The organism is Pseudoalteromonas sp. SWYJ118 (assembly GCF_015864505.1).
In the GTDB taxonomy this organism is placed as follows: Bacteria; Pseudomonadota; Gammaproteobacteria; order Enterobacterales; family Alteromonadaceae; genus Pseudoalteromonas; species Pseudoalteromonas arctica.
On the sequence record NZ_JADYXC010000012.1, the window covers coordinates 68312 to 84183 of the forward strand.

Here is a 15872-nt window from a genome sequence, read left to right on the forward strand (position 1 = left end):
CTCAAATTAGTAAGCGTATTTTATTAGCTTACACCTTTATTGGATACCAAGCCATTGCTGGAGTTTAGGTTTTAGGGCGGCTAAATCGAGCGGCTTACTTAAATAATCGTTCATGCCTGCTGCTAGGCATTTTTCTTTATCGCCCTGCATGGCATTGGCTGTAAGTGCAATAATAGTAATATTTTCATTACCCTTACCTGCATCGCCTTCTCTAATGGCTTTAGTAGCTTGGTAGCCATCCATTTCAGGCATTTGGCAATCCATTAAAACTAGCTTATATGGCTTACCTTGTTTTGCATTGAGTTTTACAATTGCCTCAAGCCCATTTTCAGCAATATCAAAAGTCACACCTGCTTGCTTTAATAGCGCCGAGGCAACTACTTGGTTTATTTTATTGTCTTCAACGAGCAGTAGTTGTGGTTCTGATGAATCGAGTACTGGTGCTTTAGTTAGTTTATTTTGTAGTTGTGCTTGTTGCTGCTGTTGTTCAATGTATTTATCGTTAGTGAGTGAGTCAAACAAATCAGAAGGTGTGAGTGGTTTGAAAATCATACAGTCGACTTCCATACCTACTTTAGACTCCTCAGGTGAATAACTCATTGGCGCCATAAGAACTAACTTGCAACTATGCATATTTATAAAGTTTTTAAGCCCAGTTATATGCGTTTGCGGCGCTTTTTCAAAAAAGTAGTAATCAACTAAAATAGCTTCAGGGTGGGTGGTTACATTATTTAAATAATCATCAACCTCAAGATAGTCATGTATGCAATTAACCTTTGCACCCCATACCGTGAGTTGTTTGCTGGCTGTATTTGCATTTAACGAGCACTCATCAATAATTAAAATATGTTTGTTTTTAATTAAATGACTCGGTAAATCTTGTTCTTTACTTAAGCGAGGCTGTATTTGTATTGTGAAAGAAAATGTACTTCCTTCACCTTGCATGCTGTTTACACTTACTTCACCGTTCATCAGCTCACACAGTTGTTTTACTATGGCAAGGCCAAGCCCTGTGCCCCCAAACTGGCGTGTAGTTGAGGTATCTGCTTGTGTAAACGAATCAAATAACGACGCTTGTTTTTTAGGGTCAATACCAATGCCAGTATCAATAATCGAACATTGTAGGAACGAGCCATCCGTTGTTTCATCCACTTTGGCGGTAATAACTACTTCACCATCAATAGTAAATTTAACGGCGTTGCCAATTAAGTTATTCAAAATTTGGCGTAAGCGGTTCGGATCACTAATTATTTCGCTAACTGTAATTTGAGTGGCATCTAAAATAAGTTTTGTATTGTTTTGCTCTACTTTTAAAGCAAACGATTCAACCACTTCTCCTAATAACCGAGGTAGGTTAAATTGCACGTTTTCAATATCGAGCTTACCTGCTTCAATTTTAGAAAAGTCTAATATGTCGTTAATTATATTAAGTAAAGATTGAGCTGATGACTGAGCAAGTTCGATATGATGCTTTTGCTGCAGGTCTAGTTGCGTTTGCTTAATTATATTAAGCATGCCTAAAACACCATTCATTGGGGTGCGAATTTCGTGGCTCATACTCGCTAAAAATTCACTTTTAGCTTCAACAGCTTGTTCTGCAGTTTCTTTGGCGGCAACCAGCTTTTGTTCAGTTTCAATACGTTTTTGGCTTGAGTACAAACTGCCAATAAGTGCTGCGACGGCAATTAAAAAGCTCTCTTCGTTACGAGACCAATTTCTAGGTGACTGACATTGCTCTGCGCATACAACACCCAAAGCTCCACTACCGGCTGGGATAACCACGCATAACATGGCTTGAATTTCTAAAGGGTTTAAATAGTGTGCTTTTAGAGGCGTTAAAACCGGGTGATTTAGTGCATCTGGAGCATTAAATACAGCTTGATGATCAATGGTATTAAAAAAGTCTTTAGCATTTCTTCTTAGCCAAATAGGGTCTACGGTGTCGCTTGATAATTGATTGCTGTGAACTGCAAACGGATTTAGTTGACTCTTATCTTCATTAAAAAACCAAATGCTGGCACGTTTAACGTCAAATGCTTGGCAAATCGATTGTGTGATTACGTCTTTAGATTGGCTTAGTTGTCCGTTTAATATGAGTTTATTAACGGTTAGCGATGCGAGTATTTCATTGTGCAGTGCAACTTTATTGCTTTCTAATTCAATTTTTTTACGGGTATCAATATTCTGTAGTGAGCCAAAAATGCGTGTGCATCGTCCATTCTTTCGTTCTGCTTCACCATGTACGAGTACCCAAACAGATTCACCTTCTGCATCCATTACTTCTAATTCAACTTCGTAGCTTTCACCATATTTTATGGCTCGTTCAATTAAAGGTTTAATTGTTTCTCGGCTAGTGCCTTTTTTAAAGTAGTTTAAATCTTTAGGCCATTCTGGTTGGTTATTTAATGGGTATTTAAATAGTTTTTTGGTCATGTCAGACCAATACACTTGTTTAGTTTCTAAGTTAAATGACCATGCGCCTATTTGAGCTAGATCACTCATTGCTTCAAGCATTTTTTCGTTTTGTTGCTGACGATTAAGCATTTTCAAAAAGAATAAAAAGGCCCAAATTAATAATCCGCAAATAATAATAATCGATAACCGAAGTGGCCATATTGATGAAATAGGAGGGCTCCAACCGATTTTTGGCGCTACATATAACTGCCAGCTGCCGCCTTGAAAATTTAGAGTGAACTCAAGAGGATCTTGCTGAATAATATTTTGATTGCCGAAAAAAAACTCGCCTTTTTTACCTAAGCCATTACGCCCTTGAATGGCAACGTTGTACTGTTTTTCTAATTCATAAACGCCAGAATTGATATAAACTTTGTCAATATCGAGTACAACCGACAACAACCCCCAAAACTCATTATTAGGAGGGGTATACACCGGAACCCTGGCGATTAATGCTTCCCCCCCCTGAACTAATGTTAGCGGTCCTGCCATAATAATTGTGTTGGTATCGCGGGCTCTAAGTGCATCAGTACGCTGATTTTTATTATCTAAAAAATTAAGGCCAATTGCTTTTTCGTTCCCTTTTAAAGGATAGGTCATTTGAATGACCATATTGGGAGCGCCACCAATATTACGAAGTTCATTTGATGTATCAAAAAGAGGGGCTGCGATTTGTTCAAAGCGTTCTTGTTCTAAACCCGGTTCTGCGGCAACGGCAACACCTAAACCCCGTACTAGTTGAATATTAGAAACTAAGGTTGATTCGAGTTGAGCTCTATAAGTACTTACTTCTGAAAGAATTTGTAGGCGGTGAGCATCTTTTACACGATTATAGTTAATACGATCAAGAACAACACCAACTAGTACAGTTAGCGTAAGCGATAACCAAAAGGTCAGCTTAAAGTTATGAACATTCGTTTTTTTGTTATTACTAGACGGTGGCATTAGCTACATCGTGGCGTTAATTTAGGCAAATTAACTATAGCTAATTTATGAGATAAATGAAAACGGCGCATTAACAAATGCGCCGTTTATTTTTTATAATTAGTAGTTTAGCGAGTTACGAATCGCTAACTTCACGTGCCCAATGATTTTGCTTTGCTACGTGTAGCTTGCGGTAACCATCAAGTAATGCTGCATGCTTTTTAAAGCCTTCAAGCGATAAACCTGGAAAAGTTAAACCGTTAAACTGCTTTTTACCTTCGGCAATTTCAATAGCCAGCGCTACATTATTAGCACCAAACATTAAGCCTAATGCATCTTGGTAATCAGCGTATTCGCGCTCGTCATCGTATTTAATTTCAAGAATCGCTTTTAAACAGCGGAAGTGGCGCATTGCATCTTCGTTTACTTGGCCTGTATGAAGTATCCAGTCAACCCAATCAATGGCTTCTTCGCTGCCTGCGGCTAAACATAGGTGCGCTTTAAGTTCACCTATACGCAGTGTGTGCCATGGTGTGTCGGCATCGGTTGCTAAACCAATAAATTCTGCGGCGCGGATAATATCGCTATGACCTGCTTCTTCTAGGCTGTCGTAAATTTCCATCCATTGCTCTGCATCGTACTGATCAAGCGATAGGAATGCTTCGCGAAATTTTGCGCCTTCGTTGTTGTTGCGCCAAATAAGCTCATCAACTGGATAAATATCTGACATGCCCGGTACTAAAATACGACATGCGTATACGTTTAGGTGCGTATAATCCATGATGTATATATCGTGATCCATGCTGTGAATCAGGTCAGTACAGAAGTTATATTCTTGCTCTGTTGTGCCGCTAAAGTCCCAGTGTACAAATTCAAAGTCAGGTTTTGCACGGAAGAAATCATGCGAAATCAAACCGCTTGAATCAATAAAGTGCAGTTCAATGTTCTCTGGTGTTGCTACTTCATCGTTATCAAATGTTGCAGGTTGGAATACATCTAGTTGATCTAAACGACGACCTTGTAGTAACTCTGTAACTGTACGCTCAAGTGCAACTTCAAATGATGGGTGAGCACCAAAAGAAGCAAATACAGAGCCATCAGTTGGGTTAATAAGCGTTACGCTCATTACTGGGTAAATTCCCCCAAGTGATGCATCGGCAATACGTAAATGAAAGCCATGGCTGCGAAGCTCTTCACACGCTTCGTGAATTTTAGGATATTGCTTAACAACGTCTTCAGGCACGATTGGTAAACAAATGCCTTCGGCGATGATGCGGTTTTTAATCGCGCGCTCAAATACTTCTGATAAACCTTGTACGCGCGCTTCAAACTTCGTGTTACCTGCGCTCATACCGTTAGATACAAAAATATTACCGATAACGTTTACCGGAATGTATACGTCTTGGTTATCGCGTTGGCGAGTGTAGGGCAGGGTACAAATGCCACGATCAATATTGCCTGAGTTAAAATCAAAGAGATGTGATGCGTTAAGTTCGCGCTCTGGGTCAAAGTAATCCCATAAGCTTTCATCCATAATACCTTGTGGTACTTCGTCGCCTTCAACTTTAAACCATTTTTCGGTTGGGTAATGAGTAAACTCGCCATTGGCAAATTCTTCACCTAGATAAAAGTCTGCAAAAAAGTAGTTACAGCTTAAACGCTCAAAGTATTCACCGAGTGCTGAGGCAATAGATGCTTTGTCGGTTGCGCCTTTACCATTGGTAAACATAACACCGCAGTCACTGTCTTTTATATGAACCGAATAACAGTTAGCTACAGGGTTAAGCCAAAGCGCTTCTTCAACATTAATGTGTAGGGCTTCAAGCTTGTTTTGCATGGTAGAGATTGACGATTCTAGGTCGCGGTCTTTACCTTTGATAAATGTTTTTTCAGTCATATTGATCTCAACTAGTTCTGCACGATGTGTGGAGCTGACATTATCGTGGATTTTGATGTTTATTTCACCCTTTGCGAGCAAGAACATTATTATTTAATAAAACTGTGGTTATTATATGTCCTTAACGCTTGGTCAAAACGTGCAAAGGAAAGGTTGATGTTTAAAGTAATCAAACGCTTGTTATTATTAATTGTGATTTTAGGGCTGGCAAGTACCGCCGTTGTTTATGGTGTACTTAGTTTAAGTTTACCTGCCCTTGATGGAAACGGACGTAGTAACGCGGTAGTAGAGCCCGTAAAAATTTCGCGCGATGCACTAGGGCAAGCAGTGATAAATGCAAATAGCCGAAACGACGTTGCCTATGGTTTAGGTTATGCGCATGGGCAAGACCGATTTTTTCAAATGGATTTACTAAGACGTAATGCCGCAGGCGAGCTAAGTGAGTTATTTGGCGAAGCCGCGTTGGGGCTCGATAAAAAGATGCGTTTTCATCAATTGCGCAAACGCAGCCAAATTATTTTACAAACGCTGCCTGAGACCGATAAGCAATTACTTAAAAGTTACGCTCAAGGTGTAAATGAAGGTTTAGCGCAAGTAGGGTATTCAAGCTTTGAATACTTACTAACAGGCGCAGCACAAAAGCCATGGCAAAGTGAAGACAGCTTACTTGTGATATTTAGCATGTACCTTGATTTACAAAGCGCGACATTTGAACGTGACCAAGCACTCATTCAAATTGAGCAAGCGTACACAAAGCAAATGGTTGATTTTTTAACGCAACCAAGTAAGTACCAAGCCGCGCTTGATGGCAGCAAATTAGCGCCTTATAGCGGCGGCATACCTACTTTTCCCACTCAAACAGAGCATACAGTTAAAAGTATTGAAGCCAACCAAGAGCGCGGCAGTAATAACTGGGCAGTTACAGGAACGTTGACTAAAACAGGCGCTGGAATGGTGTCTGATGATATGCATTTATCGATGGCAGTGCCTGTAATTTGGTACAGGGCTCAGCTAAATTATATACAAAATGGAAAACCCGCTCAGGTAACCGGTGTATCGCTGCCCGGAGCGCCGGCAATTGTTGTTGGCACTAACAACAATGTTGCATGGGGATTTACTAATGGTTATTTAGATACAGCCGATTGGATTGCATTAAACGATGATAGTAAAACATGGCAAGTAGATGAACCTATTGTATTACCCGATGGGGAGGTTGAAAACTATTCATTAATACTTAGCGAATATGGCCCTGTAAAATATATTAACGAAAAACCTTATGCATTGAGCTGGGCTGCACATCAGCCTTACGCCGTTAATATGCAACTATTAAAGTTAGAACAAGCCAAAACAGTAGATGATGCACTTGCTGTCGCAAGCGATGTAGGAATACCTGTGCAAAACCTAATGGTGGTAGATAGCCAAGGTAACGCAGCGTGGAAAAATATGGGCGGTATACCGGCTCGTAAAACGCCAAGTGAGCTCGGTGTAAATGCCGGTGACTACTCAGCGCTTTGGCAGCAAACCGAATTAGAACGCCCCTTTATTAAAAACCCACAAAACGGTCGATTATGGACTGGTAATTCTCGCGTGGTATCGGCTGAAGATAACGCCCGCTTTGGCAATGGTGGCTATGCACTCGGTGCACGTTCGAGCCAAATCCGCGATAGATTATTTGAAAAACAAACATTTGCAGAGAGCGACTTTTACGCACTACAGCTCGATAACCAAGCTCGCTTTTTAATGCCTTGGCATGCTTTGCTATTAAAGCAATTAAAAACAGATCAAACCAAAAATCAGCAATATATAACAGCGCTCGAAAATTGGCAGCAATGTGCGTGTTCAACCTCCATAGGGTATACCTTAGTTAAGCGCTACCGCGATGAAGTGATTAATATTCTATTTAGTAGTATTGAAGACGAATTAAATAAACAGCAAGGCACACTTAAATACGTAAAACGAGATTTAGAGCCCGCAGTTTGGCAGCTTATTAATAACAAACCCGATACGTGGATAAACCCGCAATTTAAAAGCTGGGATGCACAATTACACGGTGCATTTAACCAAACTATCACTAAGCTTAATGAGCAATTTGGTAATAATGTACAAAGCTGGCAGTGGGGCAAGGTCAATGAGTTAGTGATAGAGCATCCGTTTGCAAAGCAAATGCCGTTACTTGCTAAGTTATTAAATATGCCTACAGCAGCGGGTTTTGGTGGTAGCTACATGCCCGCCGTACAAGGGCGTAGTTTTGGCGCATCGCAGCGCTTTATTGCTCAACCTGGGCATTTAGAACATGCAATTTTAGCTATTCCCGGTGGGCAATCGGGGCATCCTCTTTCTGAATTTTATAGAGCGGGGTTTAGTGATTACGTAGAGGGTAAACATACACCTTTATTGCCGCAAACACTTATGCATCAAATAGTCATAAGTCCTATTAAATAACGTTTAAGTGATAAGTGAGTGAGCTTAAATAGTGATAAAAACGTTCTATATTAATTACTTCATACAACAGAGAACTAAAATGAAAAAAATACTACCCGCATTAATAACAGGTTTATTACTAAGTACAGCAGCGCAAGCAGATGAAGGTCCAGTAACAGCACAAAAGCTAAGTGAGCATATATACGTACTATTTGGGCAAGGCGGTAATATTGCAGCAAGTGTAGGCGATGATGGCATTTATATTATTGATGATCAGTTTGCCAAACTCTCAGACGATATTAAAAAAACGATTAGCGATCTAAAACCAGGCAGTGCAGAGTTTGTTATTAATACGCATCATCATGGCGATCATACCGGTGGCAACGAGAACTTTGCTAAAGCGGGTGCGCACGTTATAGCACACGACAATGTACACAAACGTTTAGAAGAGCAGCATGGAGAAGGGTCAGACTTTTTACCGCGCATTAGTTTTGGTCACGATTTAAAACTGCATTTTAATAATGAACACGCCCATGTAGTGCATTACGAACATGCACATACCGATGGTGACTCGGTTGTTTTTTTTAGTAACGACAACATAGTGCACATGGGCGATATTTACTTTAATTTTGGCAGCTTACCGTTTGTTGATGTAGATAGCGGCGGCAGCGTTGATGGTATTTTAGCGGCAGTAGACGATGTAGTTAAACAAATTGACGACAACACTAAAGTAATACCAGGACACGGTAAGGTAAGTGACCGTTCAGGACTGATAGCGTATGGTAAGCTAGTTCAAAACGCGAAAGACGTAATGCTAAAAGCAATGCAAAATAATGCAAGCTTAGAGCAAGTACTTAAAGCCGATCCATTGGCAGGACTTGGTCTTGAATACGCAGGCTGGTTACCAAAAGAGAAAGTAACCACACTCTTTTATCGCAGTTTAAAGTAGTACATCTAAAGTAAAAAACATGATACAAAGCTGAGTGTATTCTTGATTTAATCGAGCGTACATTCGGCTTTTATTTTCTTATGCCTAAAGGAGTTGTGTATGTCGGCAGAAAAAACCCATCTTGAAATTTGTAACTTAACCAGAGAGCAATATCCGCAAATTAAAACCTTGATGGATCAAGCGTATCCCGACTTAGGTGGTGCGTGGCCAAGTCATACCATTTTTAGATTAATAGACCAATTTCCTGAAGGGCAAATCGGTATTGTAGATGACGGCGTGCTGGTGGGCTTAGCGCTGAGCGTACAAGTTGATTACACACGTTTTTCAAACCCGCATACCTACGAAGACATTGCAGATGGTCATGACCGTGTATTTAGCGATACCGACGGCGATGCGCTATACGGCTTAGATGTAGCAATAAGCGAAACTCACAGAGGCATGCGCTTAGGTCGTCGCCTTTATGATGCCCGTAAAGAACTGTGCCGCCAATATAACCTACGCGCTATTTTAGCGGGTGGTCGTATTCCGCGTTATTACAATCACAGTAGTGAAATGACGCCAATGGAATACATTGCAAAAGTAGATCAGAGAGAGCTATACGATCCTATTTTAAGCTTTCAGTTATCTAACGATTTTCAGGTAAAGCGTTTACTTAAAAAGTACCTACCGGAGGATCAAGAGTCAGTTGGTTACGCCACTTTGCTTGAGTGGAATAACATTATGTATGAACCAACCGACACGGTACTCGAGTCAACTAAATCAATTGTGCGCGTAGGTGCTGTGCAATGGCAAATGCGTTGTGTTGAATCGGTTGAAGAAATGCTAAAGCAGGTTGAATACTTTGTAGATACCGTATCTGACTACAAAAGTGACTTTATACTATTCCCTGAGTTTTTTAACGCGCCATTAATGGGTTTAGGAAATCAAAGCAACCAAACGGAAGCGATTCGTTATTTAGCCGAATATACCGAAACGTTTAAAAACGCGATGTCGCGTATGGCAATAGAATACAACGCCAATATTATTACCGGCTCTATGCCGCTTGCCGAAGATGATAAAATTTATAACGTGAGTTATTTATGTCACCGCAGCGGTAAAATAGATGAGCAGCGTAAAATACACATTACCCCGCATGAGCAAAACGATTGGGTTATTCAAGGCGGCGACAAAATTGCTGTATTTGAAACCGATGCCGGGCGTGTAGGTATTCAAATTTGTTACGACGTAGAGTTTCCTGAGCTTTCACGCATATTAGCTAAGCAAGGGCTCGATATTTTGTTTGTACCATTTTGGACAGATACTAAAAATAGTTATTTACGTGTACGCCACTGTGCACAAGCACGCGCAATAGAGAACGAATGTTATGTAGTTATTGCAGGCTCGGTAGGTAATTTACCACAAGTAGAAAGCCTTGATGTGCAGTACTCACAATCGGCAGTGTTAACGCCATCGGACTTTTCGTTCCCGCACGATGCAACACTTAACGAAGCCACGCCAAATACAGAAATGCTGTTATTTAGCGACCTTGATATGGATAAACTAAAAATTCTTCATAGCGAAGGTACAGTGCGTAACTTAAAAGATCGCCGCGAAGATTTATACGAAGTCATTTTGAAAAAGAGAGATGTTTAATGGCGTGGATTTATTTGGTTATTGCCGGTTTACTTGAAATTGGCTGGCCGATAGGTTTAAAAATATCGCAAAACTCAGATACTCGCTGGCAGGGTATTGCAATAGCGGTGGCTTTTTTAGTCGCTAGTGGCTTTATGTTGTGGCTTGCCCAAAAGCAAATATCGATGGGTACGTCATACGCAGTGTGGACCGGTATTGGCGCTGCAGGTACGTTTGTAGTGGGTATATTGTTTTATAACGATGCCGCTACATTTGGTCGTATTGCGGGTGTACTGATGATTATTAGTGGTGTGATAACGCTAAAAATAAGCTCTTAATTAATAATTCAAATAAACGCTTAATTATGAATAGCGCAGGTATAAAAGCCTGCGCTTTTTTATGCTCTTAACTTGGCAACATGACCAAAACAGCGGCGATGGCGATGAGTATTAAGCCTGCAGTATCTTGTTTTTTAAGTGGCTGTTTTAACCAAAGTACGGCAATTAGCATGGTAAAAAACACTTCAACCTGTCCAAGTGTTTTAACGTAAGCAACGTGCTGTAAGCTCATTGCACTAAACCAGCCAATAGAACCGACACAACTAAAAACACTAATTGCGGCTGTAGTGCTTTTGTATTGCCACAGTTTACTGAGTGTTTGCGGCTCTTTTAATAATAAATAGCCAAGTAATATTAGCGTTTGTAGACTAATTACAAACAGTAAAACCCAAGCGGCAGAGTGTGGAAATAGTAACCCCGAATTTAAACTCGCTTCACGTACCCACAGTGATGTAAGCGCAAAGCAAGTACCACATGCAAGCCCCAACAAAGCCGTTTTAGCATTAAAGGTTTTTACACTGGTTATGCCACTAAGTAGCAATACGGCAATAGCGCCAAAAAATACACCAAGCCAACCAAGTAAAGAAAGTGCTGAGCCAAAAAATAATACACCTAAAATGGCAGCCACTAACGCCTCGCTTTTAGCAAGACCAGCCCCTACAGCGTAGTTATTCATTTTAAATAACTTAACCATTAAACCAGTGGCGAGTATTTGCATAACGCTTGCGCCAATAATAAATCCCCAAAAGGCATTATTAAACGTAGGCATGGCGGTATCTTGGTATTGATACAAACCATATAAATACACCGCCGCAATAGGCCCCGCAATAATAAAGCGGGAGAGGGTTACGCCAGCAACACTGACATTACTACTTAATTTACTTTGCAGGGCATTACGCCATGCTTGCATGAAGGCGGCTAAAAAAGTGAAAAATATCCAGGTCATGGTCGTCATCGTTAAAATGTAAGGCAGTAAAGTTAACAAGCTTTGTGAAGTAAAGCGATGCATTAACTATGATGTTGAATATTCATCATCTGCGACATTATGTCGCATGGGTTTGAGGATATATTTAGCTATAGTAAGCCTGATGTTATTGTTAGCCGCCAGCGTTTGTCATAAAACGTATCTGGCGGCTTTTTTATTGCGCTTATGCTAAATTATCCGAAACATCAAAAGGATAAATTATGACAACATTAGTTGTATGTGCATTACTTGCGGTATTAATGCCTTACTTTGCAAAAGTGCCGGTTGCTATAGCAATGGCAAAATTAGGTCGATACGACAATAAACATCCAAGAGCGCAACAAAAAAAATTAACCGGCTTTGGTACACGGGCGCTCGCTGCTCATCAAAACTGTTTTGAATCGCTCGCTGTTTTTGCTGTCGCTATTGCAGTTGTACTGGGCACTAACTCTGTAGGTGCAGTGACCGAAACGCTAGCGGTTACGCATATTGTGTCGCGTATTTTGTATTGCGTTTTTTACTATATGAACCTAGATATAATTCGCTCATTAGTGTGGTTTATTGGTTTGGGTACAGCCATATCCATGATTGTGGTGAGCTTATAACTTTATGGCGTAAAACCACAAAGCAAGCAGCCTAAAAGGGCGCTTGCTTTGTAGTCTTGAAAAATCTAATAAAGTTAGTGCGATACTTTAATTCGCTCTATTAAATCGGTATTAGCAACTTCATTGTTTATTGCAAAATCGAGCTGTACAAGTACGTTTTGATAACCCATTGATGAGGGTTTGTATTGCCACTGTCTTAGCGCCTTTTTAGCTTCACGGTCAAATATGGCTTCAGGCTTTGCACTAACAACAGAAACATTAGCGGTTTCACCATTGGGAGTTATATCGTACTTTAATACCACTGAGCCGCTGATGCCTTGTTGAGCTGCTTGTATTGGATAAAGGGGTTCAATACGCATTGTCGGTGAAATGTGATCCTCTTTAGTCATTGCCTCTGGTTGCTTTGCAATCGCTAATCCACTTAGCATACTTGCGGCTACAAGTAATAAGCCACCTTTAGCAAGCTTTGAACGCTCCCCACTGTGTTTTATATTAGTTAGTCGTTGTAACATGGTTTTTTTATCTCCGTAGTGTGAATAAGCCATAAGTCCTGTGGGCGCATTTGCCGCGCAGTTTATTAAGGCTTTGCTATATAAAATATGTTGTTGTGTGGTTTTATTGCTAAGTACCCGTTCATCACAAGTCAGCTCTTGTAGTCGGCGCATGCTTGCGTAACAAAACCAAGCTAGTGGGTTAAACCAAAGTAAAATAGTAGGTAGTAACATAAGTGCGTTTGTTAGGTTGTCTTTGCGTTTTATGTGTACGTTTTCGTGCTCTAAAATAAGCGCTAATGTGGCTTTATCAAACTGGGTATTGTAGTTACTCGGTAACACCAGCTTGCTGTTTAAAATACCGACCACCATTGGCGTGGCTACATGTTGGCTGGTATAAGTTTTAACATCAGCGGTAAGAGTGCCTTCAAATTGTGTTAACTCAGTTAACTGCAGGCTTTTAACAAAACGGGTATGTGTAATAAAACTAGCTATTAATAACCCTGCGGTAATAAGTACATACATGAGCGCCCAGCTAATACCCATTTCATGTGTAAAAGGCTGGTTAGGGGTGATTAAGTAATGGCTAATATTGCTATTTTGCAGTGGTTTAATCGCATTTGGTAAATTAGCAATCACCAATGCCGCAGGTAATAGCCATGCTAATTTATATACAAACCGCGAGCCAAGGGCTTTTAAACCAAATCGCTCGAGTAAAATAAATCCACAAAACAAAATGCTTAATAGTAATTGCTGCTCAATCAACCAATTAAAACCAGTTTGAATAACCATGTTAATCCCTTACTTTTGGTTTTTTTCCCAGTCATCTATAACTTTTTTAAGCTCGTTTATATCTTGCTGAGAAAGCTGCTCCGATTTAGCAAAACCGCTTACAAGTGGCGCAATACGTCCACTAAAAAAGCGCTCAATAAAGTTTTGGCTTTCTTTTAAGGTGTAGTCGGCGCGCTCCATACACGGCATATAAATATACTGACGACCTTCTTTTTCAAATGTAAGTGCGCCTTTTTTTACTAGTCGACCTAGTAGGGTTTTAATGGTTTTTTCGTGCCATTGCTTATCGTCGCTTAAGCGCTCAATTATTTGGCTCGCGGTGGCGGGGTAGTTAATCCAAAGTGCGTCGAGCACGTCAAACTCTGCTTTTGATAACTCAATCATGCTATTGCCTACAAATGTAATCTTTAATTAAAGACTACACCTGTAATCTGTAATTGCAAGTTTATTTTTAACTTTTTGAGATGTAATTAAGTGACTTGGTATTAGATTTTTGAAATATCGTTTTTATTAATTTGTATATATTGGTTTTCAGGTAGGTTTAGTTTTGAAAGGGTGAGGTCACTAAATTGCACTCTAAATAAATCAATTACTTTATATCCGCAATAATGCGCCATTTTACGTATTTGTCTGTTTAGCCCTTGTTTTAAAACAATACTAAACTGATTGCTGGCTATTTTATTTACTTCACAAGGCAGGGTTATGTGTTTATCAACGGGTACGCCTGCTGCCATTTTTTTACAAAAAGCATCGTCTAAAGGCTTATTTACGGTGACTAAATAATGTTTAGACTGGTGGAAGTCAGGATGTATTAGTTGATTACAAAAATCCCCATCGTTGGTCAAAATAAGCAAACCGCGAGAGTCTTTATCTAATCGACCAATAGGGTAAACGCGGGTGAGTGTGGGCAAATGGTGAATAAGGCTGGCAGGGTCATCAATATTTAATTTGCAGTCAATACCTACTGGTTTGTGGTACGCAAAATAAACTAAATCGGCAGCACCTTTAATTTCTTTTTCGTTCACTATTACAATGTCTTGCTCATCAACGTGATCTATATGATTCGCTGGGCGATTATTTACAGTCACAACACCTTCATCAATTAAACGCGATGCCTGTTTACGAGAACAAATACCTGCATGGGCAATATATTTAGCGAGTCGGATTTTTGTGCTCATAACGTGTGACGCCAGCGGCTAATAAAAATTTGATCGTGATTATAGCAAAGCTGCGTATCGATAATGTTAAATAACCTGAACTCAGGTTAAATATAAAAAGGTAATCAAGATGGGTATTAAATTTTCACAGTTAAAAAAGCACGAGCCGCTACAAAAAGTCATTGTTCACTCGTTAGATATGGCGCTTTATCAAGTATCAGTAATGATTAATAACGTTGAATACTATGTAACAGAAGACAGCGGTGAGTTTTTAAGAGCGCTAAGCCCACTGCATGTTCAAAAGCGTTTTGATAAAATAGCCTATGCGGGAATGGTACTGCGCCAAACAAGCGCTTACGACGAAATGTGCGGACAGCCCGAAAAAACCGGCAGTAATATGCTCGAAGTACCTTACGGTAAAAACAACCTGTATTGATAGAACTAGTTTGCTAGTATCTGCTCCTTTAAGGGCGGAACATGTATCAATTAAAAGCAGATAATACCGACGCGTTAAACTCAGCGCTTCGCACAAAAATGGTTGAATTTAATGCCCAGCATTTTGATGCGCAAAGAGTGCCATTAGGCTATAAATTTACAGATGAGCAAGGCGAGCTTGTTGCCGGTATTAGTGGGTGTGTATTTGGAAATTGGCTGATGATTAGTTGGCTTTGGTGTAGCGATGTAGCGCGAGGTCAAGGGCTTGCAGATAAGTTGCTAACGGCACTTGAACAATCAGCTATTGAACTAGGTGCAACGACCGCTCAGCTTGATACGCTAGATTTTCAAGCAAAACCCTTTTATGAAAAGCGCGGTTATAGTGTTAAGTATCAACTTAATAATTATCCGCGCTCTGGTACGCGCTATTTTATGGAAAAGCCGCTTTAATTTTTGCTGACTATTTTGCTTTTAGTGGCTCGCCTTCAAAGGTAATACCTAAGAATGGCGTTGTCTCTGGCGCTAACATAAAGGTGCGAATGTTCATGTGATCATCACCTTTAGGGTTTTGCAGCACGTCTTCTCGGTAAAACTTACCAAAGCAATCCAACGTATTTTGTTTACTTAAATCGTTTAATTTAGCAAACGCAAAAATTTTACATGAGCCGTTGTTCTCACTCGCAGCGCTAAGTAATCCATGGTTATTAAAGCCACATGCAGTAAAGTCGTAATTTGCTTCAATAACAGCCATTGTATCGGTAAATTGAATGCTTTTTGGGTTTTCAGCAAGTGCTTTTAAATAGTTATTTAGTGTCATGTGTTACCTTTGGATTT

General features: G+C 40.1%; 14 protein-coding genes. 7 read left to right on the forward strand and 7 right to left on the reverse strand.

Annotated features, from left to right (window positions below; translation table 11 throughout):
- Positions 1 to 36: 36 nt before the first annotated feature.
- Both I6F48_RS12505 and ycaO read right to left on the reverse strand, forming a co-directional pair.
- A complete protein-coding gene (locus I6F48_RS12505) occupies positions 37 to 3399 on the reverse strand; it encodes an ATP-binding protein (RefSeq protein ID WP_197119560.1) in 3363 nt (1120 codons plus the stop codon).
- Positions 3400 to 3514: 115 nt separating this feature from the next.
- Entirely contained in the window at positions 3515 to 5275 is a 1761-nt protein-coding gene (gene ycaO / locus I6F48_RS12510; RefSeq protein ID WP_024589636.1) for a 30S ribosomal protein S12 methylthiotransferase accessory factor YcaO, read from the reverse strand.
- A 156-nt stretch (positions 5276 to 5431) separates the two neighbouring features.
- Here ycaO and I6F48_RS12515 point away from each other — a divergent pair, with 156 nt between their 5' ends.
- The 4 genes from I6F48_RS12515 (at position 5432) to I6F48_RS12530 (ending at position 10594) form a co-directional block, all read left to right on the forward strand.
- Positions 5432 to 7717: a penicillin acylase family protein gene (locus I6F48_RS12515; protein WP_197119561.1), complete on the forward strand. Its 2286-nt coding sequence runs from the start codon at positions 5432 to 5434 to the stop codon at positions 7715 to 7717.
- A gap of 79 nt (positions 7718 to 7796) precedes the next feature.
- Complete coding sequence (locus I6F48_RS12520) at positions 7797 to 8645, forward strand: MBL fold metallo-hydrolase (RefSeq protein WP_197119562.1); 849 nt, start codon at positions 7797 to 7799, stop codon at positions 8643 to 8645.
- A gap of 99 nt (positions 8646 to 8744) precedes the next feature.
- Entirely contained in the window at positions 8745 to 10277 is a 1533-nt protein-coding gene (locus tag I6F48_RS12525) for a bifunctional GNAT family N-acetyltransferase/carbon-nitrogen hydrolase family protein (protein WP_010554553.1), read from the forward strand.
- Positions 10277 to 10594: a DMT family transporter gene (locus I6F48_RS12530; RefSeq protein ID WP_165729335.1), complete on the forward strand. Its 318-nt coding sequence runs from the start codon at positions 10277 to 10279 to the stop codon at positions 10592 to 10594. Before I6F48_RS12525 ends, I6F48_RS12530 begins: the two co-directional genes overlap by 1 nt.
- A 67-nt stretch (positions 10595 to 10661) precedes the next feature.
- Here I6F48_RS12530 and I6F48_RS12535 read toward each other — a convergent pair whose 3' ends face one another.
- Positions 10662 to 11540, reverse strand: coding sequence for an EamA family transporter (locus I6F48_RS12535; RefSeq protein WP_442960973.1), 879 nt, complete (start codon positions 11538 to 11540; stop codon positions 10662 to 10664).
- A gap of 239 nt (positions 11541 to 11779) precedes the next feature.
- Between I6F48_RS12535 and I6F48_RS12540 the strand changes: the two genes are divergently transcribed.
- A complete protein-coding gene (locus I6F48_RS12540; protein ID WP_197119563.1) occupies positions 11780 to 12163 on the forward strand; it encodes an MAPEG family protein in 384 nt (127 codons plus the stop codon).
- A 74-nt stretch (positions 12164 to 12237) separates the two neighbouring features.
- On the opposite strand, the gene I6F48_RS12545 is transcribed toward I6F48_RS12540, so the two are convergent.
- From I6F48_RS12545 to I6F48_RS12555, 3 genes are all read right to left on the reverse strand, one after another.
- The gene (locus I6F48_RS12545) at positions 12238 to 13446 is read right to left on the reverse strand and encodes a M56 family metallopeptidase (RefSeq protein ID WP_165740961.1); all 1209 of its coding nucleotides are present in this window, start codon (positions 13444 to 13446) and stop codon (positions 12238 to 12240) included.
- Positions 13447 to 13455: 9 nt separating this feature from the next.
- Positions 13456 to 13830, reverse strand: coding sequence for a BlaI/MecI/CopY family transcriptional regulator (locus I6F48_RS12550; protein WP_007580531.1), 375 nt, complete (start codon positions 13828 to 13830; stop codon positions 13456 to 13458).
- Between the two features lie 101 nt (positions 13831 to 13931).
- Positions 13932 to 14624, reverse strand: a complete 693-nt coding sequence (locus tag I6F48_RS12555; protein ID WP_165729334.1) for a pseudouridine synthase — start codon at positions 14622 to 14624, stop codon at positions 13932 to 13934.
- Positions 14625 to 14733: 109 nt separating this feature from the next.
- On the opposite strand from I6F48_RS12555, the gene I6F48_RS12560 reads away from it, so the two are divergent.
- Complete coding sequence (locus I6F48_RS12560) at positions 14734 to 15039, forward strand: DUF6482 family protein (protein WP_024609954.1); 306 nt, start codon at positions 14734 to 14736, stop codon at positions 15037 to 15039.
- A gap of 41 nt (positions 15040 to 15080) precedes the next feature.
- Positions 15081 to 15488, forward strand: a complete 408-nt coding sequence (locus I6F48_RS12565) for a GNAT family N-acetyltransferase (protein ID WP_165729333.1) — start codon at positions 15081 to 15083, stop codon at positions 15486 to 15488.
- Between the two features lie 10 nt (positions 15489 to 15498).
- Here I6F48_RS12565 and I6F48_RS12570 read toward each other — a convergent pair whose 3' ends face one another.
- Positions 15499 to 15855: a HopJ type III effector protein gene (locus tag I6F48_RS12570; protein WP_039486892.1), complete on the reverse strand. Its 357-nt coding sequence runs from the start codon at positions 15853 to 15855 to the stop codon at positions 15499 to 15501.
- Positions 15856 to 15872: the final 17 nt, after the last annotated feature.